Origin of the sequence: Ktedonobacter robiniae (assembly GCF_016587375.1) — a bacterium.
Taxonomy (GTDB): Bacteria; Chloroflexota; Ktedonobacteria; order Ktedonobacterales; family Ktedonobacteraceae; genus Ktedonobacter; species Ktedonobacter robiniae.
In genome coordinates this window covers 2,861,244-2,883,417 of the sequence record NZ_BNJG01000001.1, presented here as the reverse complement: position 1 = coordinate 2,883,417, position 22,174 = coordinate 2,861,244, and the positions used below count along the sequence as shown (strand labels likewise).

Annotated in this window: 18 protein-coding genes; 10 read left to right on the top strand and 8 right to left on the bottom strand. The window is 54.1% G+C overall.

All coding sequences use genetic code 11. The features are described from left to right. Positions 1-23: 23 nt before the first annotated feature. The gene (locus JMJ04_RS12110; RefSeq protein ID WP_338001064.1) at positions 24-545 is read right to left on the bottom strand and encodes a peptidylprolyl isomerase; all 522 of its coding nucleotides are present in this window, start codon (positions 543-545) and stop codon (positions 24-26) included. Between the two features lie 74 nt (positions 546-619). Beyond that, on the bottom strand, positions 620-1,591 hold the full coding sequence (locus JMJ04_RS12105) for a peptidylprolyl isomerase (RefSeq protein WP_201370743.1): 972 nt from the start codon (positions 1,589-1,591) through the stop codon (positions 620-622). 503 nt (positions 1,592-2,094) lie between these two features. Here JMJ04_RS12105 and dnaB point away from each other — a divergent pair. From dnaB to JMJ04_RS12065, 8 genes are all read left to right on the top strand, one after another. Further along, the gene (dnaB, locus tag JMJ04_RS12100) at positions 2,095-3,438 is read left to right on the top strand and encodes a replicative DNA helicase (RefSeq protein ID WP_201370742.1); all 1,344 of its coding nucleotides are present in this window, start codon (positions 2,095-2,097) and stop codon (positions 3,436-3,438) included. A 19-nt stretch (positions 3,439-3,457) separates the two neighbouring features. After that, positions 3,458-4,216 (top strand): DnaD domain-containing protein, encoded by a 759-nt coding sequence (locus tag JMJ04_RS12095; RefSeq protein WP_201370741.1) that lies wholly within the window; start codon positions 3,458-3,460, stop codon positions 4,214-4,216. Further along, a complete protein-coding gene (locus JMJ04_RS12090) occupies positions 4,204-5,967 on the top strand; it encodes an ATP-binding protein (protein WP_201370740.1) in 1,764 nt (587 codons plus the stop codon). The genes JMJ04_RS12095 and JMJ04_RS12090 overlap by 13 nt, the downstream gene beginning before the upstream one ends. 255 nt (positions 5,968-6,222) lie before the next feature. Beyond that, positions 6,223-6,879 (top strand): ATP-dependent Clp endopeptidase proteolytic subunit ClpP, encoded by a 657-nt coding sequence (gene clpP, locus JMJ04_RS12085; protein ID WP_307811670.1) that lies wholly within the window; start codon positions 6,223-6,225, stop codon positions 6,877-6,879. 199 nt (positions 6,880-7,078) lie between these two features. After that, positions 7,079-7,786 carry a class I SAM-dependent methyltransferase gene (locus JMJ04_RS12080; protein WP_201370739.1) on the top strand — a complete coding sequence of 236 codons (708 nt, stop codon included), beginning with the start codon at positions 7,079-7,081 and terminating at the stop codon, positions 7,784-7,786. Between the two features lie 30 nt (positions 7,787-7,816). Further along, positions 7,817-8,650: an alpha/beta fold hydrolase gene (locus tag JMJ04_RS12075; RefSeq protein WP_201370738.1), complete on the top strand. Its 834-nt coding sequence runs from the start codon at positions 7,817-7,819 to the stop codon at positions 8,648-8,650. Positions 8,651-8,658: 8 nt separating this feature from the next. Beyond that, a complete protein-coding gene (locus JMJ04_RS12070; protein ID WP_201370737.1) occupies positions 8,659-10,614 on the top strand; it encodes an NAD(P)/FAD-dependent oxidoreductase in 1,956 nt (651 codons plus the stop codon). 153 nt (positions 10,615-10,767) lie between these two features. After that, positions 10,768-13,377 (top strand): protein kinase domain-containing protein, encoded by a 2,610-nt coding sequence (locus JMJ04_RS12065; RefSeq protein WP_201370736.1) that lies wholly within the window; start codon positions 10,768-10,770, stop codon positions 13,375-13,377. A 65-nt stretch (positions 13,378-13,442) separates the two neighbouring features. Here the strand turns inward: JMJ04_RS12065 and JMJ04_RS12060 are convergent, their stop codons facing one another. Then, the gene (locus JMJ04_RS12060; RefSeq protein WP_201370735.1) at positions 13,443-14,750 is read right to left on the bottom strand and encodes a thymidine phosphorylase; all 1,308 of its coding nucleotides are present in this window, start codon (positions 14,748-14,750) and stop codon (positions 13,443-13,445) included. 49 nt (positions 14,751-14,799) lie between these two features. Here JMJ04_RS12060 and JMJ04_RS48000 point away from each other — a divergent pair, with 49 nt between their 5' ends. Further along, positions 14,800-14,922: a hypothetical protein gene (locus JMJ04_RS48000; protein WP_268887332.1), complete on the top strand. Its 123-nt coding sequence runs from the start codon at positions 14,800-14,802 to the stop codon at positions 14,920-14,922. Positions 14,923-14,934: 12 nt separating this feature from the next. Here JMJ04_RS48000 and JMJ04_RS12055 read toward each other — a convergent pair whose 3' ends face one another. From JMJ04_RS12055 to JMJ04_RS12040, 4 genes are all read right to left on the bottom strand, one after another. Further along, positions 14,935-15,669: a zinc ribbon domain-containing protein gene (locus JMJ04_RS12055; RefSeq protein WP_201370734.1), complete on the bottom strand. Its 735-nt coding sequence runs from the start codon at positions 15,667-15,669 to the stop codon at positions 14,935-14,937. Between the two features lie 325 nt (positions 15,670-15,994). Then, complete coding sequence (gene rho / locus JMJ04_RS12050) at positions 15,995-16,897, bottom strand: transcription termination factor Rho (protein ID WP_201370733.1); 903 nt, start codon at positions 16,895-16,897, stop codon at positions 15,995-15,997. 101 nt (positions 16,898-16,998) lie between these two features. Next, entirely contained in the window at positions 16,999-17,643 is a 645-nt protein-coding gene (locus JMJ04_RS12045) for a DEAD/DEAH box helicase family protein (protein ID WP_201370732.1), read from the bottom strand. Between the two features lie 318 nt (positions 17,644-17,961). Further along, on the bottom strand, positions 17,962-20,106 hold the full coding sequence (locus JMJ04_RS12040) for a MerR family transcriptional regulator (protein ID WP_201370731.1): 2,145 nt from the start codon (positions 20,104-20,106) through the stop codon (positions 17,962-17,964). A gap of 489 nt (positions 20,107-20,595) precedes the next feature. Here JMJ04_RS12040 and JMJ04_RS12035 point away from each other — a divergent pair, with 489 nt between their 5' ends. Continuing rightward, positions 20,596-21,282 (top strand): RNA polymerase sigma factor, encoded by a 687-nt coding sequence (locus JMJ04_RS12035; RefSeq protein ID WP_201370730.1) that lies wholly within the window; start codon positions 20,596-20,598, stop codon positions 21,280-21,282. An 81-nt stretch (positions 21,283-21,363) separates the two neighbouring features. On the opposite strand, the gene JMJ04_RS12030 is transcribed toward JMJ04_RS12035, so the two are convergent. Then, complete coding sequence (locus JMJ04_RS12030) at positions 21,364-22,050, bottom strand: hypothetical protein (RefSeq protein WP_201370729.1); 687 nt, start codon at positions 22,048-22,050, stop codon at positions 21,364-21,366. Positions 22,051-22,174 lie beyond the last annotated feature (124 nt).

Here is a 22,174-nt window from a genome sequence, read left to right as displayed (position 1 = left end):
ATGAGCGCCGCAGGCGCGAAAAGTTATTCCTCGATGATATCGATGGACTTAATCTCATCGCCGGGACGTGGATCGCGCTGTGGATCGCGTTCGCGAATAGCCATCAGCACATCCATGCCATCAACGACCTGGCCGAAGACACCATGACGACCATTGAGGTGAGGCGTGGGACCATGCGTGATAAAGAACTGAGAACCGTTTGTGTTTGGCCCCGCGTTGGCCATCGAGAGAATACCAGCCTTGTCATGCTTAAGGCTGAGCGCGCCCTGCTCGTCATTGAATTTATAGCCTGGACCACCCATGCCGGTACCCGTGGGATCACCACCCTGGGCCATAAAACCACCAATGACGCGATGGAAAGTGGTGTTGTTATAGAAACCCTCGCGCGCCAGGAAGACAAAGTTGTTGACTGTTATTGGCGCCTGTGCGGCGAATAGCTCGATGCGAATATCGCCCTTGCTGGTATGCATGACGGCGGTATATTTCTTCTTGGGATCAATTTGCAGTGCAGGCGCACTGTTATATTGCTTGGCCACGAAAAACATCCTCCTAAAACTAACAACAAAAAAACAGTGCACTGTGTACAGACACAATGCACTGTACCCCTTACATTGTACCTTTAGGAGGCAGGAACAACAAGTACATGATTCATTACATCAGAGGTAATGTTCTTGTCGCTATCGCTTGGTCCTTGCAGGGCCAGAGCGACGTCCATACCTTTGACAACCCAGCCGAAGGTGTTAAAGTTTTGCCCCTTCAGGCCAGTGGAGTTGTCGCCAGTGTTAATGAAGAACTGACTACCAGAGACTTTATCGCTGCGCGCCATTGAGATCGTGCCCGCGGTATAATCGCCATTTTTCCCCGTCTCGTCAGGCAGAGTATAGCCAGGGCCGCCCGTGCCATCACCCTTGGGATCACCACCCTGGGCGATCTGAAGGTTGCCAGCGTCTTTCATAACACGATGGAAGGTCAGACCATCATAGAACTTGTTCTGCGCCAGGTAGACAAAATTATTGACCGTCTCAGGCGCCCACTGGGGCATCAGTTCGAGGACAATCAATCCGCGATTAGTATTGATGCCAACGCAATAGGTCGTCTTCTGGTTGATGGTCATAGCTGGGGCCTTATCGTAGCTGTGCTTAATTTTGTCCTTGTCTGCGGAACTCGGGGCCGCGGAGGTATCAGTAATCTTGCTCAGGATATCAGACTTAAGACAATTAGAACTGGTGAAGGCCTGCTTATGATCCGCTGGCATACTCGTGACTACGGTGGTTGCCTTCGCTTTCACATCTGGAGCGAGCGTCGCGATGGCAGTTGCCTTCTTCGCGTTTGAAGCTTGTTTAGCTGGGGGCGCGAAAGGGCCAACGTGGTTGAAATACAGGAGGGCGACGCCGGCTGCGATAATCAGGATAGACATGGTAATCGCCCATGGATATCGTGCTATCCCACGAGCTGGCGCTTGCTGCTTTGGAGTCCGCCGCTGCTGGGACTGCTGGGCAACTTTTGGCTCAACCGTTGGCAGTTCAGTAGCGTGCGCTTTCGCTATGCGCGCCGCCCGTTTTGTGGCTGTACGTTTTGTCGTCTTTGGCATGGGTTCTTAGCGATGCTCCTTTTTTCTTATGCGGTGGTCCTCTATACCGCATAATTCTTTGTGTTATAATAAACCTCTTGCATGGTTGGGTCAAGCCCTCCTCCAGGCTACTATTTCCTTCGTTCTCGCTCTCTTCCCCATTTGACTCCCCTCATACATCTCACTTCCTCCTAGGACAGGTTTCCCCCTCACATACCAACTTTCCTACTTGTACTTATCCACAATCATGCCAATTTTTGTGGATAAGTATGTGGATAAGTTCGGGGATAACTGCTTTTAAGTGGGGATAACTCCCATTCTTTGGTGGATAAGTGAGAAATAACCTTTTTCCTACCCACAAAATCTGCCGTTTTGACGCGAAGATATCCACATATCCACATAGCACAGCCATTCCTGGCATTTGATTTCGGGCGCCAGATTCGTTACACTTTGAGCACACACTTTTCCATCTGAAATACAGATCATATTTTTCTTAGTTATTCGTAGATGCTGGAGTCGCTGACGTGGAAAAACTGCTACCGCAAAATGTAGAGGCCGAGTGCGGTGTACTTGGGAGTATCATTATCGATCCTGAAGCTATCGTTCAGGTGGCAGACTTTCTACGCGCCGAAGACTTCTACCGCGACGCGCACCGCGTCATCTTTGAAGTTATTGTTCAGCTTTACGAGCAACATGAGCCAGCCGACTTTATCACCATTTGTGACGAGCTAGAGCAGCAGGGAAAGCTCGAAGAGGTCGGCGGGGCCGACTATATTACCTCGCTTGTCAACCTCGTCCCCACCAGTGCCAACGTTGAGCACTATGGGCGTATCGTGTCCCGTACCGCCATTCTCCGGCGCCTGATTCACGCCGCCGGGCAGATCGCCGCCGTGGCCTATGACGAGGGCGATGCCGACGTGGCCCTGGACAAGGCCGAGCAGCTTATTTTCGAGATCAGCCAGGGTACGACGCGCTCAGACTTCTCCGCCATTAACGACGTCCTCACCAGCTACCTGATGAAGCTGGAACAGCTCCACGAGCGCCGTGGCACCATCGTGGGTGTGCCAACTGGCTTCACCGATCTCGACCGCCTGACGGGCGGCTTTCAGCGCTCAGACCTGCTCATCCTGGCGGCGCGTCCCGCCGTTGGTAAGACCTCGTTCGCCCTGAGCCTGGCGCGCAATGCCGCCGTCCGCTACCAGCAGAGCGTGGCCGTCTTCAGCCTGGAGATGAGTAAGGAACAGTTAGTGCAGCGCTTCCTCTCTATGGAGGCCAGCATCGACCAGCAACGCCTGCGTACAGGCTGGATTGAGGACGAAGACTGGGAGCAGATCGAGCAGGCTATGGGGCGCCTCTCGCAGGCGCGTATCTACATCGACGATACGGCGGGCATCTCCACCATGGAGATGCGCAGTAAGGCCCGCCGCCTCGCCAGCGAGCAGGGACTGGACCTGATCATTGTCGATTACCTCCAGCTCATGCAGTCCTCCATCGGCGGCAAACGCAATGAGAACCGCGTGCAGGAGGTCTCTGAGATCAGCCGTAACCTGAAGGGCCTGGCCCGCGAACTTGATGTGCCCGTGCTGGCCCTGGCGCAGCTCTCCCGTACCGTTGAGAGCCGCCAATCCAAGGTCCCCCAGCTCTCGGACCTGAGAGAAAGCGGTTCCATTGAGCAGGACGCTGATATAGTGATGTTTATTTACAGAGATGAAGTATATAATCCTGATACTGAGCGTAAAAATATTGCAGATATAATTGTTGCCAAGCATAGAAATGGTCCTGTGGGCGAGGTGAGCCTCTTCTTCCAGGCAAGCCAGACGCGCTTTGCGGACCTGGAAGTCGATGTCTCATCGAGCGTCGAAGAGTAAGGGTGGGAGGTGGACAGCTATGAGTGCGTTTGCCGGATTCCCTGCCGGGAAAAATAATCCCTTTGTGCCGATACCAGAGGTCTTTTTTACACAATTGCTGCCGGAGATTGAGGATAGCGCCGAGTTGAAGGTGACCTTGCATCTCTTCTGGGCTCTGGCGCGTATGCAAGGTAATCCGCGCTGTGTGAGCGATAGGCAGTTACTTGGTGATCAGCTCCTATTACAGGGTCTCAGGCGCCGTGGAGATCCACGTCCGCCCGAAGAACGCCTACAACATGGCCTGGAGCAAGCGGTCGCGCGTGGCACGCTGCTATGCGTCCATTTACGCCTCCTGAGTGAGGGCGATGACGTCATTGCCTGGTACTTCTTCAATACTGCCCGCAGCCGCAAAGTAGTTGAGGCGATTGAGGGCGGTGAAATGATGCCGGGCAGCTTGTTGAAAGTAGACGAAGAGCATGAGCTTCCTGAACAGAAACGGCCTGTTGCTGCGAGGGAGTATGCTACATCTAGAGGGCATGCTCCGCCGTCCCCGGCAGACCCAGCCTATGCGCAGGTTCAGGTTGACCGACCAAATATTTTTACACTCTATGAACAAAACATTGGACTGCTTGGTCCGATGATCGCGCAACAGCTAGAAGATTATGCCGAGCGCCTCCCACCAGAGTGGATTGAGGATGCGTTTCGCGAAGCCGTAGAAAATAATAAACGCAGTTGGAGTTATATTCGCGCTATTCTTAAGCGCTGGGAAACGGAAGGCAGGCAATCATGGAGAGCCTGAATCGTATTTTTAGTCGCACACAATCCAGGCGCCAGCCCAACGTGGATGAGCAGCAACATCGTCGCCCAGGCACGCCTATGGGCGCGGCTCAGCCACGTCCAGCCGCCTATCCGCGTCATCCACAGCCCGAGGCACGTGTGCGCCCAGACAATCGGAGAGCGGAGTTGCCGCCAGCCAACCAGGCACAGGCGGCGCAGATGCCTTCAATACCTACCACACGCTTCCTCTCTGGCGGGCAAGGCGATCCGCAGACAGCGGCCTTTACCGACTATCCCTATACAGAAAGCGGTCAGACCTACGAAGGCGAGGCCTATGAGCTACCCGCACGTCCTCGTCCGCGTGGCTCAGGTGTCCAGCCACCACTCAATAGCACGACCGCGACGCACTACCCGGCACAACCACGACGCACCCAGGGGCAAGTACCCAGGGCGCCGATGCCGTCTCGCCCTGGCTATCCTCCCTACCATCACGATGACTACGCCCATGCACTACCAGCAGATGTCGTTGAGGAGTGGAGCAATGAAGAAGGGTACGAGGATGGTCCAGGGATAATGTATGGGGATTGGGAAGGGGACAGCGATGAGAGCTACAATAATAATTATTATAATAATCCCAATCCCAATCCAGTCGCCTATGATGCACAGCGTACAGATGGAGAGACGCTCCAAACGTCGCCGTTTCATGCGCCCTATCAGCCTAACTATGCGCCACGCCCTGGGCAACCGCCTGCGGCACGCTACAACACGCCCACGCCGCCACGTACGGGCCAGACTACCCGTGATATGAGCATGCCAATGCCATCTCATCCTGGACAGCAGATACAACCACACCTGCCACCTACTCGCGCGCCACAGCCCCAACTGCCGGTTGCAACTCAGCCCCCGGTCGCGCAGCCTCAGTATCGTGCTCGTGTTACACAGCCACTCGATCCGCGCCACCTGGAAGAACTCCGCCGTGAGCGCCTGGAGACAGAGGCCTTTCGTGAGGCTATCACACGCGACATCGCCAGGCGCCCACGTCTGCCGGAGCCAGTCGAAAGCCGGGCCTTACAGCCAGCACGAGCACGCTGCCCCCATTGCAAAGGCGCGGGCTATCTACGCGCCAACGTCAACTTTGGCCATCCTAACTTTGGCAAGCCCATTCCCTGCACCTGCAAGGTTGCTGAGGTCAAAGAGAAACGCCGCACCCAGTTACGCGAGATGTCGAACCTGGATGCCTACCAGGACTTCAATTTTGATACGTTTAATCCCCAACGCCCCGGCGTCTATGAGGCCTATCGGGCCGCCTGGGAGTTCGCGCACGACCCGCAGGGCTGGCTACTCCTGATCGGACCCAACGGTTGCGGCAAGACACACCTGGGACTCTCCATTGCACACCAGCGGCTAGAGGCGGGCGATGTCGTGCTCTTCTCCGTGGTTCCCGACCTCCTCGATCACCTGCGGGCAGCCTTCGCCCCCAATGCTACCGAGGTATACGACCAGCTCTTCTCTAAGATGCGCGAGGCGGGGGTACTCATACTCGACGACCTGGGGGCACAGCAAAGCTCTCAGTGGGCCAAAGAGAAGCTCTTCCAGCTCTTAAACTATCGCTACAACATGAGCATGCCAACGGTGATTACCGCTAATCCTAAGGGCCTACAGGATATTGATGAACGCATTCGCTCACGCCTGGGTGATATCAGCCTGGTGCGCCGCGTCAATATGAACCAATCACAAGATTATCGCCCCGTTCATCCCGGCCGCAACGAATAATAACCCTAAAGGAAGTATATGGATGTGATGCGGGCAGCCGTTGGCTGCCCGCATCACATCCATATACTTCCTTTAACTTAACAACATGCTTTTGCATGTCAGAACTTCTTGTCCTTGCGTTTGACACATCCAGGTGCTATCATAACGGTAAATATCCCCACATCGTGGGCTTCTTGCGCACACATCGTTCCTGTAACAGGTTTATGCCCTTCCACCCTGGAAGGGAGAGCGTGATAGATAAAGTGAGGAGTTAACATGGGTAGTGTTTTCAATCCCCGTGATCCGAAATGGGTCAAGGAGTCCAATGAATTTCTGGAGCCACGCGGCATCATTCCCGCCGTCGTCGAGTCAACACCTCGCGGTGAGCGCAGTTGGGACCTCTACTCTCGCTTGCTGAAAGAGCGCATCATCTTCGTGGGTACCCCCATCGATGATCAGGTTGCCAACAGCGTAGTCGCCCAGTTGTTGTATCTCCAGAGCGAGGACGCTACCAAAGACATCCAGATGTACATCAACTCACCAGGTGGTGTCATCTACGCTGGTCTCGCGATCTACGACACCATGCAGTGGCTACGTCCCGACGTCTCCACCTTCTGCATGGGTATGGCAATGAGCATGGGCGCAGTCATTCTGGCCGCTGGTCATAAAGGCAAACGCTATGCTCTTCCGAACTCCACTGTGCTGATCCACCAGCCTCTCGGTGGCGCGGAAGGCCAGGCCGCCGATATCGAGATTACCGCGCGCGAGATCCTGCGCTTGCGCCGCAATCTCTACGAGATTCTTGCCAAGCATACAGGCCAGACCATCGAGCGCATCATGCAGGACTCTGACCGTAACTACTACCTCAGCGCACAGCAGGCAGTTGAGTACGGCCTGGTCGATGATGTTCTCAATCCTAGCAACGAGGAGTAATTCTCGTCGCGCATCTGACTTCAGACGTAGCATCATACATGGAAGCGCCGCACACTTTACTGTGCGGCGCCTCTTTTTCTAATGCCATATGCAACTTACTTCTGGGTTGTGGGTGTGGTGCTCCCTGGCGGTCTACGACCGCCAGGGAGCACCACACCCACAACCCAGGAGAGCGCCGCAGGCGCGAGGAGAGGTTACGATGCTTCCAACCTTACGCAAAGCGCTTTTCGAAACGCTCTACCGCAATCGCTATCTCTATCGCTTCGCCAGCACCGTCCCCTTCGCGGGCCAGTGGCGTACCTGGCAACGCCTTGTCCTCTCGCGTATTCAGGGACAACATGTGCTGGAACTGGGCTGTGGACTTGGAGACCTGCTGGCCGATATGCTCGGAGCCGGTTACACCTGCCAGGCCGTGGAGCACTCGCCCGAAATGGTCTCTGCCGCGCGCGACACCTTGCGCAAACGCCACGTTGGCACCTCGGGGCTGATTGTTCAGGGTTTGGCCCAGGCGCTACCCTTTGGTGATGCCTCTTTCGATGCCGTTGTCAGTACCTTTCCCAGTGAATACATTTTCGATCCAGATACTATTGCTGAGGTAGCCAGAGTGCTACGCCCGGGCGGGCGGCTGATTGTTGTCCTCGGCTCACAGCTCCTGCCCGTTGGAGCACTTCAGCCGGTCCTTGTCTTGCTTCAGCTGCTCGTCTATGGACCTCGCAAGAGGAGCGCACCCACGAGGGGCAGGCAGCAACAAAACATCATCGGCGAGGAATTCGTGACCGATGTATTACCCGATGCTGAGTTTGGGCGCCTCATACCATTAGAGCGTTTCAATCTACGCCGCCGCTCCGAGCGCATCCGTAGTTCCCGGTGGGAAGTGTATATTACAATAGGGGAAAAATTACAATAGAGGAAAAACTGTCTTAAGGAGTTTCTATTCATGGTACTCTGGCCTTCTCAAACCGTTGAGGCAAATGGTCTCACAATTCACTATCTGCGCACTGGCGGCGAAAAGCCTCCTATTGTCTTCCTTCATGGCTTCTATGACAATGGCCTCAATGGGCGGCGCGTCGCCGAAACGCTTACACGCGATTTCGATATTCTACTTCCGGATGCGCGCTTTCATGGTCTGACCAGCATTGAGCAAACACCTGGCTTTACCTATCAAGACCTGGCCAACGATACCATCGCCTTGCTTGAAGCGCTTGGCATTCAGCAGGCCATTCTCATGGGGCACTCCATGGGAGCAAGTAACGCAGCGGTTGTAGCCGCTCAACGCCCTGACCTGGTACGCGCCCTCGTGCTTGAAGATCCCGCCTGGTGGGAGACCCCGGACGAGAGCGATGAGCACCACAAAATCGAGGTTGAGCACTGGAAGACCTATATCCAGAGCCAGAAGGATCTCTCGCATGAGGATCGCCTGGAACAGGCACAGTTTGAACAACCACTCTGGACCACCGATGATCTCGGTCCCTGGATGACGGCTCAGGACCAGTTCGATATGGCCGTCTTTGGACATATCGCGGACAGCTTACAAGTCCCCTGGCGCCAGACTCCCTGGCGCGAAGTGGTCGCGCGTATCACCTGCCCCAGTTTGATCATCACCGGCGAGAATCAGCGTGGAGCCATCGTCACACCCTCCCTGGCCAGCGAGCTTCAGCAGATCAATCCACGCTGCCAGGTGGTGCATATCGAAGGAGCGGGGCATAATATCCGGCGCGACCGCTTCGCTCACTTTATGAATGCCGTGACTCCTTTCCTGAAGGAACTATAGGAAAAACAATGCAGCAGACACACCTGGATCAGCTCTCTATGCGCTACCCTCACCTGGCTGCTGCTTTCGCGCATATTCCCCAGGCGGAAGAGCATCTCCGCCGCATTCAGGATCTCAACCAGTCCTGGCAGGGATTGCTGCTTTCAGGTGCATCTCGTGACGATGATCTTATTCCGAAACCCAACCCCATTCGGGGACAAGCCTTCACTACCGTGCCTAGCGCTTCCCCCATTCGGGGACAAGCGCGCTCAGAGTGTTCGGGGAAGAAGTATGTCGAAGTTGTGACCAATGGCATTACTCAGGATCTACCAGCCGTCGATACCTTCGACATTATCTACGCGGGTGGGGGTCTCAACCTCCTGCACGCCGCCGTGATGACGCTGCGCTATAACCTGCGCGTGCTCGTCTTTGATCGCTTCACGGTGGGAGCGGTCCATCGCGAATGGAACATCTCGCGCGAGGAACTCAATGAGCTGCTGGCTGTTGGCTTACTGACATCTGAAGAACTGGAACAGATTATTCAGCGGGAGTACGCGGATGGCCTGGTGCGCTTCTCCTCCGAGCATATTGGGGTGCCCACAGCAGAGCTTCACTTACAAGATGTGCTCAACATTGCCGTCGATGCGGAGCAGCTCACCCAATTGTGTGTACAGAAAATCCAGGCTCATCAGCCACGAGAGGGCCAGGCCAACCTTATCCTGCACCAGACGACCTTTGAGCGCTGCGTTGTCGATCCACAGCGCAATGTCAATGTGCATGTAAACACACATAACGAGACGCACCTCTATACCGCCCATCTCCTGATCGATGGTATGGGTTCAACCTCGCCCATCGCCTGTCAGCTCAATTGTGGCCGCCCCTTCTCGCTTGTCTGCCCAACCGTGGGCACTGTCGCGCGCGGATATAAGCAGGGTTCTACTCCAGATGCGATTGATCCCGCGCTAGGAGAGATATTGGTGACCACGGAAGATGTGCGGCGGGAGCGGCAGCTTATCTGGGAGGCTTTCCCTGGACGCGACGAGCAGGTGGCGATCTATCTCTTCTACTACGCAGAGACCGGGCAGCGTGTCGACCTGTTTGAGCTCTTTGATGATTTCTTCGCCCTGCTTCCTGATTACAAAGACACAAGCGAGGTGGAGATCCTCAAGCCAGTCTACGGCTTCATTCCTGCGGGCTACAACATTACCCTTCCCTGGCAGCAAGAGCAGAAGGTCCTGGCCTATGATCGCGTCATCTCCCTGGGCGATGCCGCGGCCTTTCAATCGCCGCTCACCTTCTGTGGCTTCGGCTCCTACGTCCGCAATCTGCGCCGTATTACGACCCTCCTGGCCTACGCCCTGGAGCATGATTTACTGAGCGCTTCCAACCTCGACAAAATTCGAGCCTCCGAGGCCGTTCCAGCCGTAGCACGCGCCTTTAGCAAATTCATGATTGCGAAACCCGCCGGGTACGAAGTCCCCTGGCAGGTCAACGAGACGCTGAATGTCTTCTGCCGCGTCCTGTATGACCTTGGACCTCGCGCCACCAATGATTTCTTTAAGGATCGCATCGGCTGGCTCGACTATACGCGTGTCGTGCTGAATACACCTAAATATTACCCGGCGATCTATCGCCTGGCCCTCTCTACCCTCACGCCAACCGAAATTCTGGGATGGATCACGGCCTGGCTCCAATTGGGGCGTCAATCCGCGATCTTTACCCTCTACTGGTCGCTTTATCCCCTTGTCCGGCCTCTCCTGGCCTTGCCTCCTATGAGCTTCTTCCTGAAGAGGCTGGAAACCTCCTCTCCTCGCCAGGCCTTTGCAGTTTGCCGCCACCATGCACTCATGGCCCAGGTCGCACGTAATCGCACTCCATATCAGCCCAAACCAGAAGCGATCTCGCCTTCCTCATCTAGAAAAACACCGACAACAACCACAAACAGGCTAGGGCACTGGTTAGGCTCGCTCTGGCCACATAGCTAATCCTCCGCATTTCTAGTACAATAGAGAGAGTATAGAATTACAAGAAATAGGGGAGCAAATAAGAGCTTCGCTCCCTTTTTCTCGTACGCCTGACTAGAATACTTCTTAAGAAGAGAAGCTATTGGTGGAAAGTTGGAAGGGAGAAGCAGAGCAATGCCAGGCAACATGCAACAACCCACACACTCACAAGCATCCGATTCCTCTGTAACGTATCTCCATAATGGAGACTACCAGATTCAACGCATTCTCGGTCGCGGCGGCATGGGCAAGGTACTCCTCGCAACCCACACACGCCTCGGGACGCCATTTGCGATTAAGCAAGCCCTCGCCGATAGCCCTCTCGCTGAGAGCGCTGTAGCTGAGTTAGAGCAGGTTTTGCACCCCGACGATGTGATCGCTGATCCTCATCCTGCGCCTCCGGGGCGCTTTCCCGTGAGTGGAGGGGAGCATACAGACCGTTTTACGCGCGAAGCCCTGCTCCTGTTACGCCTACAGCATCCCGCCATCCCTACGCTCTATGACTACTTTCATGAGCATGGGTCGTGGCACCTGGTGATGGATTATGTACCGGGCATCTCCCTCAACAATTACCTGAGCCAGCATGCCCCTTTGCCACCCCTGGAGGCACTCAATTACGCGACCCAGCTTTGCGATGTCCTGGCCTACCTGCATCAACAGCAGCCGCCTGTTATCTATCGCGATCTCAAGCCCTCAAATATTATGCTGATGCCCAATGGCATGCTGATGCTGATCGATTATGGCATCGCGCGCTACTACAAAGAGGGGCAGAGCACCGACACAACCGGCTTTGGCTCTCCAGGCTATGCGTCACCCGAGCAGTATAATGGCGGCTCACAGACAGATGGGCGCTCCGATCTCTTCAGCCTGGGCGTTATTCTGCACGAGATGCTTACAGGGCAACGTGTAGCCCCTTCTGCGCTTATGAAGGATGAGCCACGCCCGATCCAGACCAAAGTCTCGTCCGCGCTACAAGGCCTCGTGAATCTTGCAACACGCCCGGATCCAGCCCAACGCTATCAGAATGCGTCCCTCTTTGCTCAGGCCCTTGAGCGCGTGTATGCGATTGAAGAACGGGCCGCGTATGAAGAACGCCTCAGCCATATACATGCCTTCCCCACGCCATCATCTTCGCTACAGGCTGCGCGCAAAGAAGATCAGGCCACAGGCTTACACCAGGACTTGAATGCTGGTGACAATTTGGCTTCGTCCCTTGTCCCACTCTCCCTCTCCAGCGTACGACCCTCACCAGCGTTCCTGGCGCAGATACTGGATGGGCGCCGTCAGACCAGGCAACACTTACAGCGCTTACGACGCCAGGGCAGGCATCCTACTCCTCGACCATTCAGCCCACCAACGCCTACACCTCAGCCACGTAATGTGCCTACTCCCAGGCCTCAATACAGGCCTACATCTTCTACGGCAACCAATGGCATTCCCGCTGCGCTCGCTGTCAATGCTTCAGCCAAGCAAACTCGTAGTGAAACACGTGCGCTGACACTCCTGATGTTTGCCCTCCTGTTACTCCTGCTCATCTCAGCGAGTGTGGCCTACTTTTATGGCACACCCTTTCTGCTCAGCCAGGCAGGTTCGCCAGGTGACAATCCTAATCCTCCTGGCGCTGAGTCGCTTGATATTGGCCACATAGCCAGTTGGCATCAACTGGCTTCGCCGCCAGTGCCCGTCGCGGATAATGCCTCAATGTTTGCCCAGGTCGAGGGACACTCCTATGTCTATATGACTGGCGGCTATCGTGGCCCTAAACAAAACCCCAAATATGACCGTCACCTCTACCGCTATGATATCAGTAGCGGGCGCTGGGAGCAGGCTCCAACCACGAATGGCGCCTTCCCTGGCATGCTCAATAACGCCATTGCTCACGATACCTATGGTAATCTGCTCTTCGCCAATGGGTACTCGACAGATACTTACTCCGTCTCATCTGCCCTCTATCAGTACCAACTGGCAGATGGCTCACTCAATAAAATCATCCCCAGCCAGGATATTCCTCTTGGTTTTGGTCTCTCAATGCTCACTGATCAGCAAGGCGATGTCTACCTGACGCAGGGATTTAGCAAGGCTGGTGCAGGGCAGACAGTCGCAGGGACGGGCTGGTATCGCTACACGCCACATACCGGTCAATGGCAGGCGCTCGCCCCTCTCCCCCAGGGTCTGGGCTATGTGATGCTGGCACTTACCTCGCAAAATCAGATCCTTCTGCTTGGCGGCGCAAGCGATGCCGCCCAGGCGCACCCCTCGAACGCGATCTACCGCTACGATAGCGCGCATAACGCCTGGCATAAGGAGCAGGCAACCCTCCCCACTCCACTGAGTGGTAGCTCCAGTTGCGCTCCCTCCAGCGATCAACTCGTTATGCTTGGCGGCTTCGACGCAACACATAATAGTAGCCTGGCTCGTTCCTGGCTGCTTGATCTGAAGACCCTGCATGCCAGTGCTCTGCCTGACATTCCCAATGGGGGTTCGCTCCTGGGAACAGCCACATGTGACACACAGGGACACTTCTACCTTCTGCGCGGCACGCGTGATCCCGGCATCCCTACAGCCGACTTTATGCAGCTCACCCTGACGCTCCCTCACTCAACCCAACCACAGAGCGTTCCCCCTACCCAGACACCAATACAGAACACTCCTACACAAGCATCCATGCAGAACACGCCAACCCTGGCCCCCGGGCAGAACACTCCTACAGAAGACACCAATCCGAAGGAACCTATAGGCAAATAAAAAAGGCGGGAGGCAGCGTTTACGCAAACGCTGCCTCCCGCCTCCTAAGCTAGAACAAAATATGCTTATGGACGGATTACCTCGTGAATAAGTGCTCCTGGCTGCACTGGCGTATCGCTCCAACGGTAGCACGCCAGCAGATTCTCAAAGAGGTCGCGCGCCTCTGCTTCACTACGTGCATGCACCTCCACCAGAGACTCTCCGGCCTGCCGATACGCGCCGACCTTGGCTTGCAAGACCAGGCCCGTGCGATGATCGATCGGCTCGCCTTTTCGGAAGCGCCCGGCCCCCAGGCGCATGCTGGCCAGGCCTATGGCTTCCGCGTTAATGGCCGCGATATAACCTGTGTGTGGTGATGTCAGCATCACTTTGTAAGGTGCTTGCGGCAATAAGTGCGGCTGCTCGACCTGGCGAGCGTCTCCTCCCTGGGCCGCGATCACTGCCGCCAGCTTCGCCAGGCCCGCACCCGAACGGATAGCTTGCTGCACCTGTTGCTCCGCCATATCCATGGTCTGTGCCTTTCCGGTCATGACCAGTAATTCGGCCACATCATGGTAGCAGAGCGCACTGACGTCCTCTGGCCCTTCACCACGCAGGATCGCGATGGCCTCCATCATTTCCAGTGCATTGCCCACTGCGCACCCTAGCGGCTGCTCCATCGAGGTCAAGGCGGCTACGGTGTGTATCCCGGCCAAGCGGCCAATGTCTACCATGGCCTGGGCCAGTTCGCGTGCCTTCTCGACTGTCTTCATAAACGCGCCACTTCCAAATTTGACATCAAGGAGCAGGTGGGAGCAGCCAATGGCTAGTTTTTTACTCATAATACTGGCGGCAATCAGGGGAATACTCTCAACCGTTCCAGTGACGTCACGCAGGGCATACATCTTGCCATCGGCTGGCGCCAGGTCCGCCGATTGGCCCGCGAGCACAACGCCTTCTGACTTGAGGATACGTACAAATTCTTCACGCGTCAGTTCAGGACGAAAGCCCTGGACCGATTCAAGCTTATCAATCGTTCCGCCGGTGTGGCCCAGGCCACGCCCGGTCATCTTTCCTACCGCGATACCACACGCGGCGGCCAGGGGCGCTACCGCCAGGGTAACCTTGTCTCCGACGCCCCCGGTACTGTGTTTATCAATCACAGGCGAGACGATATCGCGCACATGCAGTTCATCTCCTGAATGCACCATAGCCATGGTCAGGTCGCGCGTTTCACGCGCGTCCATTCCTCGCCAACAAACGGCCATGAGCCATGCCGCCATCTGATAATCGGGAACCCCTCCCTGTGTATATTGCTCAATAAGCCAGTTAATTTCGTCGGTGTCCAGGACACCTCCGTCCCGCTTCTTTCGTATAAGCGCTACAGCTTGCATATATCTCCAGGCTCTTTTTTACAGAGAACGTGGCGAGAAAGCCCCAGTCATGCATGTCGGAGATGAATCGCCACTCCCGCGTGAGCGTGAGGGCTGGAAAAAGCCAGCCTTCCTGCTTGGGCAAGAGAGGCTGGAAGCGTGGACGGAACACTCAGAACCCCCGCTGCTTTAACACGGGGAGTCTTCAGTTACCCCGCTCTGTAAACACAATACGTACCCCATCACTCTCTAAGCCCGTCCCACTATCAATGAGGTAGCGATCAACCATCTGGCTTCCCAGGCGCACATTATGGTCATATTGCAGCTGCCCGTTACTGAAATCATACAGATTGGAGCTCTGTGGGTAGCTGCCTTGTATAATAATTGTATCAGATGAGGTCGAGCGATACTTGCTGAGCACATTGAGCAGTGTCGCCACCTGGAGCCAGGGAACAGAACGCGCAAACTCAATCTTAATGATCTTCTTGCGCCCATAGCCCTGGTCGTCGCTCAGCACCTTGTAGTCCAGAGCCTCCCTCTCTAAGGCAATCAATTGCGCGAAAGTACGCGGTGGGAAGGATTCAGGAGCCTGTGGACCTTGAACAGGCGCCATGATTGGCGTTAACAGATTAAGCTCTTCACGCCTGGCTACTTGTCCAGAGGACGCCTTTGGCCGCGCGGCTCTCCCAGATTGGGCGGGTGTGCTTGGCTGCCGTTGCCCTGGGATAGTGGCCGGCACCTGGTACGAAGAAGGGGCATAGTATGGCCCAGACCCCGGCTGCGGCTGGCTCATATTGTGCGGCGCGGGTGCTCCCTGGGGTGGTTGAAACGATCGCTGGCGTGGTCGAACCTGGGCACCTGTCTTAAGATCTCGACCGCAACGAATACAAAAGGACGCGCTGGCGTTATTATTTGGTTCTCCACAGTAAGGACAACGCATACTGGTTCCTCCAGTTCTCTTGCAGCATCAATGACACATCCGCTTCTAAGATCTTATTCCGAAACCCTACCCCCATTCGGGGGAGCGCGTCACTTGCGTGACTAACGCTTCCCCATTCGGGGACCACCTGAAGGTGGCACGGCAAGCGCGCTCAGGATTTCGGATAAGAAGTACGCGGAAATACCACCCCACCACCTGACATTCTCTCTGGGATGCGTCACATGCCTTTTAGTGTCTGCCAACATTGACTTCTGGTAGCAAGACACAACGATGCATACATAACTACATATATTGAGGTAGACGTAAGCGCGCCCTTGAATTCTAATTACGCCTGTTTGAGAATAGCATTCACCAGCTGACTATTGCTGCTGGTCTTCTCAAAGAGGCGAATTGCCTGCTCATTCCCATCCCATTTAGGGAGGGGCGCCATACGGCGGCGTATATCTGTTGCCGCTTTCAGGTCCTCTTCGCTTAGCAGGCGTTCTTCCTGGCGCGTACTTGAAGACGTGATATTAATGGCTGGAAAGATACGCTTATCGGCCATCTCGCGTGAGAGCCGTATCTCTAAATTGCCTGTCCCTTTAAACTCCTCGTAGACGACCTCGTCTAGGCGACTCCCTGTCTCGACCAGGCAGCTTGCCACAATCGTAAGGCTACCACCCTCGTCGAGGGCACGAGCAGCACCAAAGGTACGCCGCCCAATCTCCAGCGCCTGGGCGTCGATACCACCCGAAAGAGTGCGCCCTCCTCGCCCCTGACGCCACATATCAGGCTGCAAATTATGCACCCGTGCCAGGCGCGTCAGAGAGTCTAGAATAATAATGACGTCAGCACCTTGTTCCACTGCACGCTTGGCATCGAAGAGAGCCTGCTCAACGATGTAGCCATGTTTACTTATGCGCTGATCAAAACTGGAGGCATAGTGCCTGACCTGGGGACCTTGAATCTCAGAGCGCCATTCAGTCACCTCTTCTGGGCGCTCATCAACGAGACACAGGAATAAGTAAGCCTGGGGATAGTTCCGCAAAACCGCGGTCGATATCTGGCGTAAAATGGTTGTCTTTCCAGCCTGGGGTGGCGCGACAACCAGGGCGCGTTGCCCAAATCCCAGCGGAATCAACAGGTCAATCACACGTGTTGAGATGGGCTTAGCTTCCGTCTCCAGTGTAATACGGCGCCGTGGATGAACTGGTGTGAGCTTCTCAAAGGGGATATGTATGGAAGCCACGAAACCTCAAACCTCCTCTGTACTAGCGGACGACTCACCCATAACTGTATCACATGTAGTCAATGAAAAAGTAGAGGTTATGGAGAGGTATACTATGCCGCTTAGGCGGTTAGGGAGAGCACTTTACTCGGCAGTAAGAGAGTATTCTGCACAAACAACTCCAGGCCTCGCTGGAGATGCTCCAGGCCACTCATATTATTGAGCACACACACCTCCTGTCCTATTCCATATTCATGCTTCAAGAAAGTTAAAATATACTCTGTCTCATCGTGAGCATAATAGCGCTTAAAAATATCGTCGGAGAAGGAGGGGTGATCGTCCGCCGAAAAGGCACAGCTCACACGCTCATGCACACGCTGTAAGCAAGTATCCAGATCGGCATGAAGAAATAACACAGAGGCATCACGCAGAAAGGCAGGGCTAAAATGTTTAAAGGCCGCCTGATAGTCATCGCGGGCAAATTCAATAGTGACGAGATCCGTGGTCGCGCTTATTAGCTGCACCCGGCGCTCTAATTCCTGTAAGGCGCAATCGAGAACCGAGAGGTCAATGGCGTCAAACCCGTTATGCTCGGTAGGACGAAATTGCTTATGCTCCGTATCAGCGAGAAACATTTCTTGTAAAATATGGTAATCATTAAAATGTGCGCTGCTCCAACTGGCCTGCTCAGCCAGGTACCTGATATATCGAGCTCCGGTAGACTTTCCACTGCCTGGACGCCCCAGAACAAATACCTTTACGCCCATGTGTATACTCTCCCTTTGCTAACGTATACTTCACAAGCGCTCATCCGCAGATGAGTGAGAGACTTCGCCACTACGTGACTCATTGTATATGGGTTATGGTGGTGGGTTGACTTTGCCAGCCCACTCTACCACAACCCATATACGTATCCCATAGCGAAGCTGTGAACATAAAGAAGGTTACACGTTAGCTTTGTATTAAAGATAAGTATACAGAAGACTTCTACAAAAACATGCTTAGACTTTATAACTGTACCTAAAATGGCTATGTAGATACTACAAGCAGGCAGTTCTACAGAATATGAAACACTTCTTTCCTCTCTATGAAGTGGATATCGAGGGGCTTATGGGGATCGGAACGACTGCGGTTGGGGGGCCAGGCAGGCGTACATAGCCACGCTGATGAGGGTCCCAGCTCATGACCACATTGCCGCCCTCACGTTTAGCAATATCAAGAACCTCGTCCAGGAAGCGCTCGATAAGAAGCCTCGCCTCTACCAGGGCATTATGCGCTGTGTAGCGTTGTAAGATTTCCTGTAGCTTGGCATAGTAGTAAAATGATACGCCCAGGCGGACAGTAATACCATTTAAAGCTACTTTATTGGCTGGGAGAGTTGGCTGGCCCGCTGGAACGCGCTGGGGGTCGATCTGGTAAGAACCACTGAGCACTGTACGCAAGAGTTCGGCCTTGGCCTGCGCCTGTTCCAGAGGCATCCCTTTGAGCATGATATAGAAACGGTCTGCGCTAATACGGTAGAGTTCGCATTCAGCGTTGTCTTTGAAGGCACGCAACTGGCCTTGAATCCGCAGGCCTACCTCGTGGCTCAGATCACGCGCCATGCGGTCGCCATACTTATTCGCCAGGCTACTCATATTATCGATATCCAGGGCAATAAACGAGACGACCTCGCGCATACTAAACTCTCTGCGCCCCTGAATCGCGTACAACAGCTCTTCTACATGAGAGGCAAACTCATTTTCAGAGAGAAACTCCTGGAAGAACGAATCTACCACGGCAGGGGCCTCGATACTCGTACGCAAACCCTTCAGTGGCAGTAAGCGTGCATAATACGTCTCTAGTAGACTTCCCAACATATTTTCAATGACACGCAAAACACGCAGGTCGCGCTCTTGAAATGCCTCCGCTTGTTGCGAAGCAACATAGAGGACGCCAATCGCGATCCCTTCACGCCCCATAATAGGAATGGCAACAGCCGAGCGTATGCGCTCGCCCTCCTCCAGCCTCCCCAGGACTGGCTCTTCCAACACAGGAATAATGGGCTGCAAGAGAATACGCCCTACCTGAAAGGCACGCACAATGGGGGTGGTAGCGATATCTTGCGGGTCAAAACGCGTCACGCCTACTTTAAATGGCCCCTGTTTGCTTTGAGCACGAACCAGGAGCGCACGTTGCTGCAAAGAGAGGATGGAGGGCGGATAGTTTGGCAGTAGAAGACAGCTATAGTGCCAGCAAGGTTGCCCTGTTGCAGATACCCCACCTAGCCGCACCACCATTTCACATATCCCCTTGAGGGTGCGATCTTCGCCTAGCAAGGTATCATTCAGATTCGGCACAATATCTATAGCATCGCGAGTTCCTGGGCCGAAACAGGCCCGAAAACGCGGAGCCTCGGCATAAAGCGGAGCCAGCAAGCGGGAGAGCGTCTCGACCAGGGGTGCGCTCAGTGACAATTTACGCGAGCGTCGATCAAGCAAAATAAAGGCCCGCTCGTGTGATAGCCCCTCGGGGACATCTTCCGTCATCGGCGCCAGGGAGAGGATACGATAGTCAGAAGCATACTCAAAGGTGGGTGTCATTGTCCAGAGCGTATGTGAAGCCAGGTTCTGGTCCAGTAGGCCCACGAGCGACTCTCCCAGATTTTCCAGGTCCTCCACACGTTGAGGCGGCGCATCCAGGGTACGAGCCTGCTCCAATGGCAAGATCAGACATGCATTCGTGTTGGGGAGATCCTGGCAAATCAACATCAACGCCAGGCGTAGGGTTTGTGAGACATAAAAACGCCAGAAGGCCTCCTCACGGGCCTGCTCTATACGCCGGTTGATAGGTAAATCAGCTTGTGGGTGAACGTCACCGGAGGATATTGGTGAGGGATAATAGGAATGGATGGGATGGGGACTTACAGCATTCCATAGTAACTTGATGGTAGGAGGAATGTCACTGGGCGCATAGCCAGCATCAATCAATTCACGAATAATCGCGAGCTTATCCAATTCGGCGGGCGTATAGAGACGCCGCCCCTTGGGGCCCGTAGGACGCAGCGGAGAGAGCAAGCCATACTCCTCCCAGTCACGCAACCGATTCTCGCTCAGATTAAAGAGCTCGGCGGCCCGGCTAATCGTGACAGAGGCCTCGGCATGCCCCTTCTCCATATAACGCTGTATACGTCGCTGCACATCTTCCTGTTGCAGGTGTTCCTGTATGCGGTGCACACTTCGTTCATCCATAATGCATATCCTATTCTGGCACACTCAAGCCAGCTCTGGTCAATATCGTCTTTCATCTTCATAAATGCACCACGCAACCCTGCAAACGCTTTATATAATAGTAACATATCAAACTTCTTTTGTATAGCTAATAGAGACCTGATCCGTCAACTTTCTTTCCTCTTTACGCACGCCTATTGTCAACTTTCTTAACCCTCCTCAATTTTATTTTATGCGTATGCAGAATTTAAAAGAAAAAACATCGTTTTTAGAACATGAATTTTCTCAATTTTCTTTACGCAACTTAAAATACAACATGAAGTGAGTTGACAAATCCCTGCCTTATTAGGTAGTATAAGTCATGTAAAGATAAAATTACTTCTTTAATGTCAAATTTCTTGAGTACATTTCATTCGTGCATTTGCCTTTTCAAACGTGCAAATGCTCTTATAGGGCAGGTCTACGTAAGGACGTTGGTATTCATCCCCCCTTCAAGGAGGAAGTTTACACGTGATGGCACACACCAACAATACCGCCGCTCTCCGCTACCAACCTGACGACGAGGCAACCTGGCATGATCTCTATACCTGGCTTTTCCCACGCGTGGAAAAGTGGGTACGCAATGCCAGCGTCAATGCCTGGTATGGTCAACAGCGAGAAGTCTCTGAGGATATTACTCAAGAGGCGGTCTTACGCACCTTTCGTTACTGCCAGCGGGCCGTACATGGGGAAGTTCGTCCCATAGACTCTTTAAAATCGCTTGGTAAAACGATTGCACAGAACTACTTCCGCGACCGGCGCAAGAAAGATTGGAACCTGGTGCGCCCGGCCCAGGAGAGTGAGAACACTGAAGGTTTTCTGGAGGTATCATCTCCCCTGGAGCGCAGCGCCCCATCCCAGGTTGTTGACCCCTCCCAGGTCGCGGTTGACCGCGTGATGCTGACCACCGTCATTTCAATGGCGGCACGCATCCTGGTCAAATTCCCCCCTGGGCAACGTGCCGCCCTCCTCACTGACCTGGCCAATATTACCGATTTTGGCGAGTATCCCACCCTCCTGGAGCAGGCGCTCGCTGAAGCGGGAGTTGAACTCAAAGCCTATCAACATCCACTTCCAACCGAACCAGGCGAAAAGAACCGCCACGCCGCGCTGCTCAGCATCGCCTATAAACGCCTACGTCGCGAGGTAGCAGTGTAATACATATGTGTAGGAAGAGAGGAGCCTGGCAGCCGCGGCTGCCAGGCTCCTCTCTTCCTACACATATGTATTATTGTGGTATTATTTTGTTCCCACGACAGAAAGAGCGGGAACAACCTGTTCCATAAAGCGGTCAACACGCGCCAGCAAGGCTTCTAATGACCCCTCATTGCGGCACATAATAATCTTCCCTGAATCTAGATCAAAGTCCCGCGCCAGCTGCCCCAACACATATTCTTCACAGTCTTTATGGTAATATGTCTGCATGATATAGTCTGAAATAAAGTGGCAATCATCCACTGGCCGTTCACCATCCATAGGGAAGGTAATACGCTGACGGATACGACGCATACACGTCTCCAGGTCAGCTTCGACAAAAAAGAAGTAGGCATCTTGCAAAAATGTTTTGTCAAAGTTTTTTAACGCGTGTTGATAGTCATCGCGCGCAAATTCAATAGTGATTATCTTCTCTACCCGCTCGTTTGTTTCAAATGATACAGAAGAAGAGAGGCTTTGCATACTTTTTCCCATCTTCTTGAGCACATCATCAAAAACCGTCATATCTAACACATCAAAGCCCGCGAAATCGGTGCGCCGAAAGCGGCCTTGCAGTTCGCGTTCGTCTCCAAGAAACATCTCATAAAGAACATCATAATCCTTTACACGCGTTGTCTTCACCCCCCATTGATGAGCGACTTCATGTATACGACGCATTGCGGTCGTTTTTCCGCTTCCAGGGCGTCCTAATACAAATACCTTCACATCCATTAACAGCTACTCCCAAAGATCATCAAGAAGACAGTAGAAATAAGAAACAGCATCTCCAGGTCTTGCAAAAGATCCACCCCCCAGTGGATCATAAAGCGCAGCCTTACTGGAAACTCTTGAATGA

Coding starts and splice junctions, on each gene's coding strand:
- JMJ04_RS12030 (WP_201370729.1), bottom strand. CDS start 22,050: ATGGATGTGAAGGTATTTGTATTAGGACGCCCTGGAAGCGGAAAAACG.
- JMJ04_RS12060 (WP_201370735.1), bottom strand. CDS start 14,750: ATGCAAGCTGTAGCGCTTATACGAAAGAAGCGGGACGGAGGTGTCCTG.
- JMJ04_RS12075 (WP_201370738.1), top strand. CDS start 7,817: ATGGTACTCTGGCCTTCTCAAACCGTTGAGGCAAATGGTCTCACAATT.
- JMJ04_RS12040 (WP_201370731.1), bottom strand. CDS start 20,106: ATGGATGAACGAAGTGTGCACCGCATACAGGAACACCTGCAACAGGAA.
- JMJ04_RS12090 (WP_201370740.1), top strand. CDS start 4,204: ATGGAGAGCCTGAATCGTATTTTTAGTCGCACACAATCCAGGCGCCAG.
- JMJ04_RS12055 (WP_201370734.1), bottom strand. CDS start 15,669: ATGCGTTGTCCTTACTGTGGAGAACCAAATAATAACGCCAGCGCGTCC.
- JMJ04_RS12105 (WP_201370743.1), bottom strand. CDS start 1,591: ATGCCAAAGACGACAAAACGTACAGCCACAAAACGGGCGGCGCGCATA.
- JMJ04_RS48000 (WP_268887332.1), top strand. CDS start 14,800: ATGCATGTCGGAGATGAATCGCCACTCCCGCGTGAGCGTGAGGGCTGG.
- JMJ04_RS12110 (WP_338001064.1), bottom strand. CDS start 545: ATGTTTTTCGTGGCCAAGCAATATAACAGTGCGCCTGCACTGCAAATT.
- JMJ04_RS12065 (WP_201370736.1), top strand. CDS start 10,768: ATGCCAGGCAACATGCAACAACCCACACACTCACAAGCATCCGATTCC.
- JMJ04_RS12070 (WP_201370737.1), top strand. CDS start 8,659: ATGCAGCAGACACACCTGGATCAGCTCTCTATGCGCTACCCTCACCTG.
- JMJ04_RS12045 (WP_201370732.1), bottom strand. CDS start 17,643: ATGGGCGTAAAGGTATTTGTTCTGGGGCGTCCAGGCAGTGGAAAGTCT.
- JMJ04_RS12080 (WP_201370739.1), top strand. CDS start 7,079: ATGCTTCCAACCTTACGCAAAGCGCTTTTCGAAACGCTCTACCGCAAT.
- clpP (WP_307811670.1), top strand. CDS start 6,223: ATGGGTAGTGTTTTCAATCCCCGTGATCCGAAATGGGTCAAGGAGTCC.
- JMJ04_RS12095 (WP_201370741.1), top strand. CDS start 3,458: ATGAGTGCGTTTGCCGGATTCCCTGCCGGGAAAAATAATCCCTTTGTG.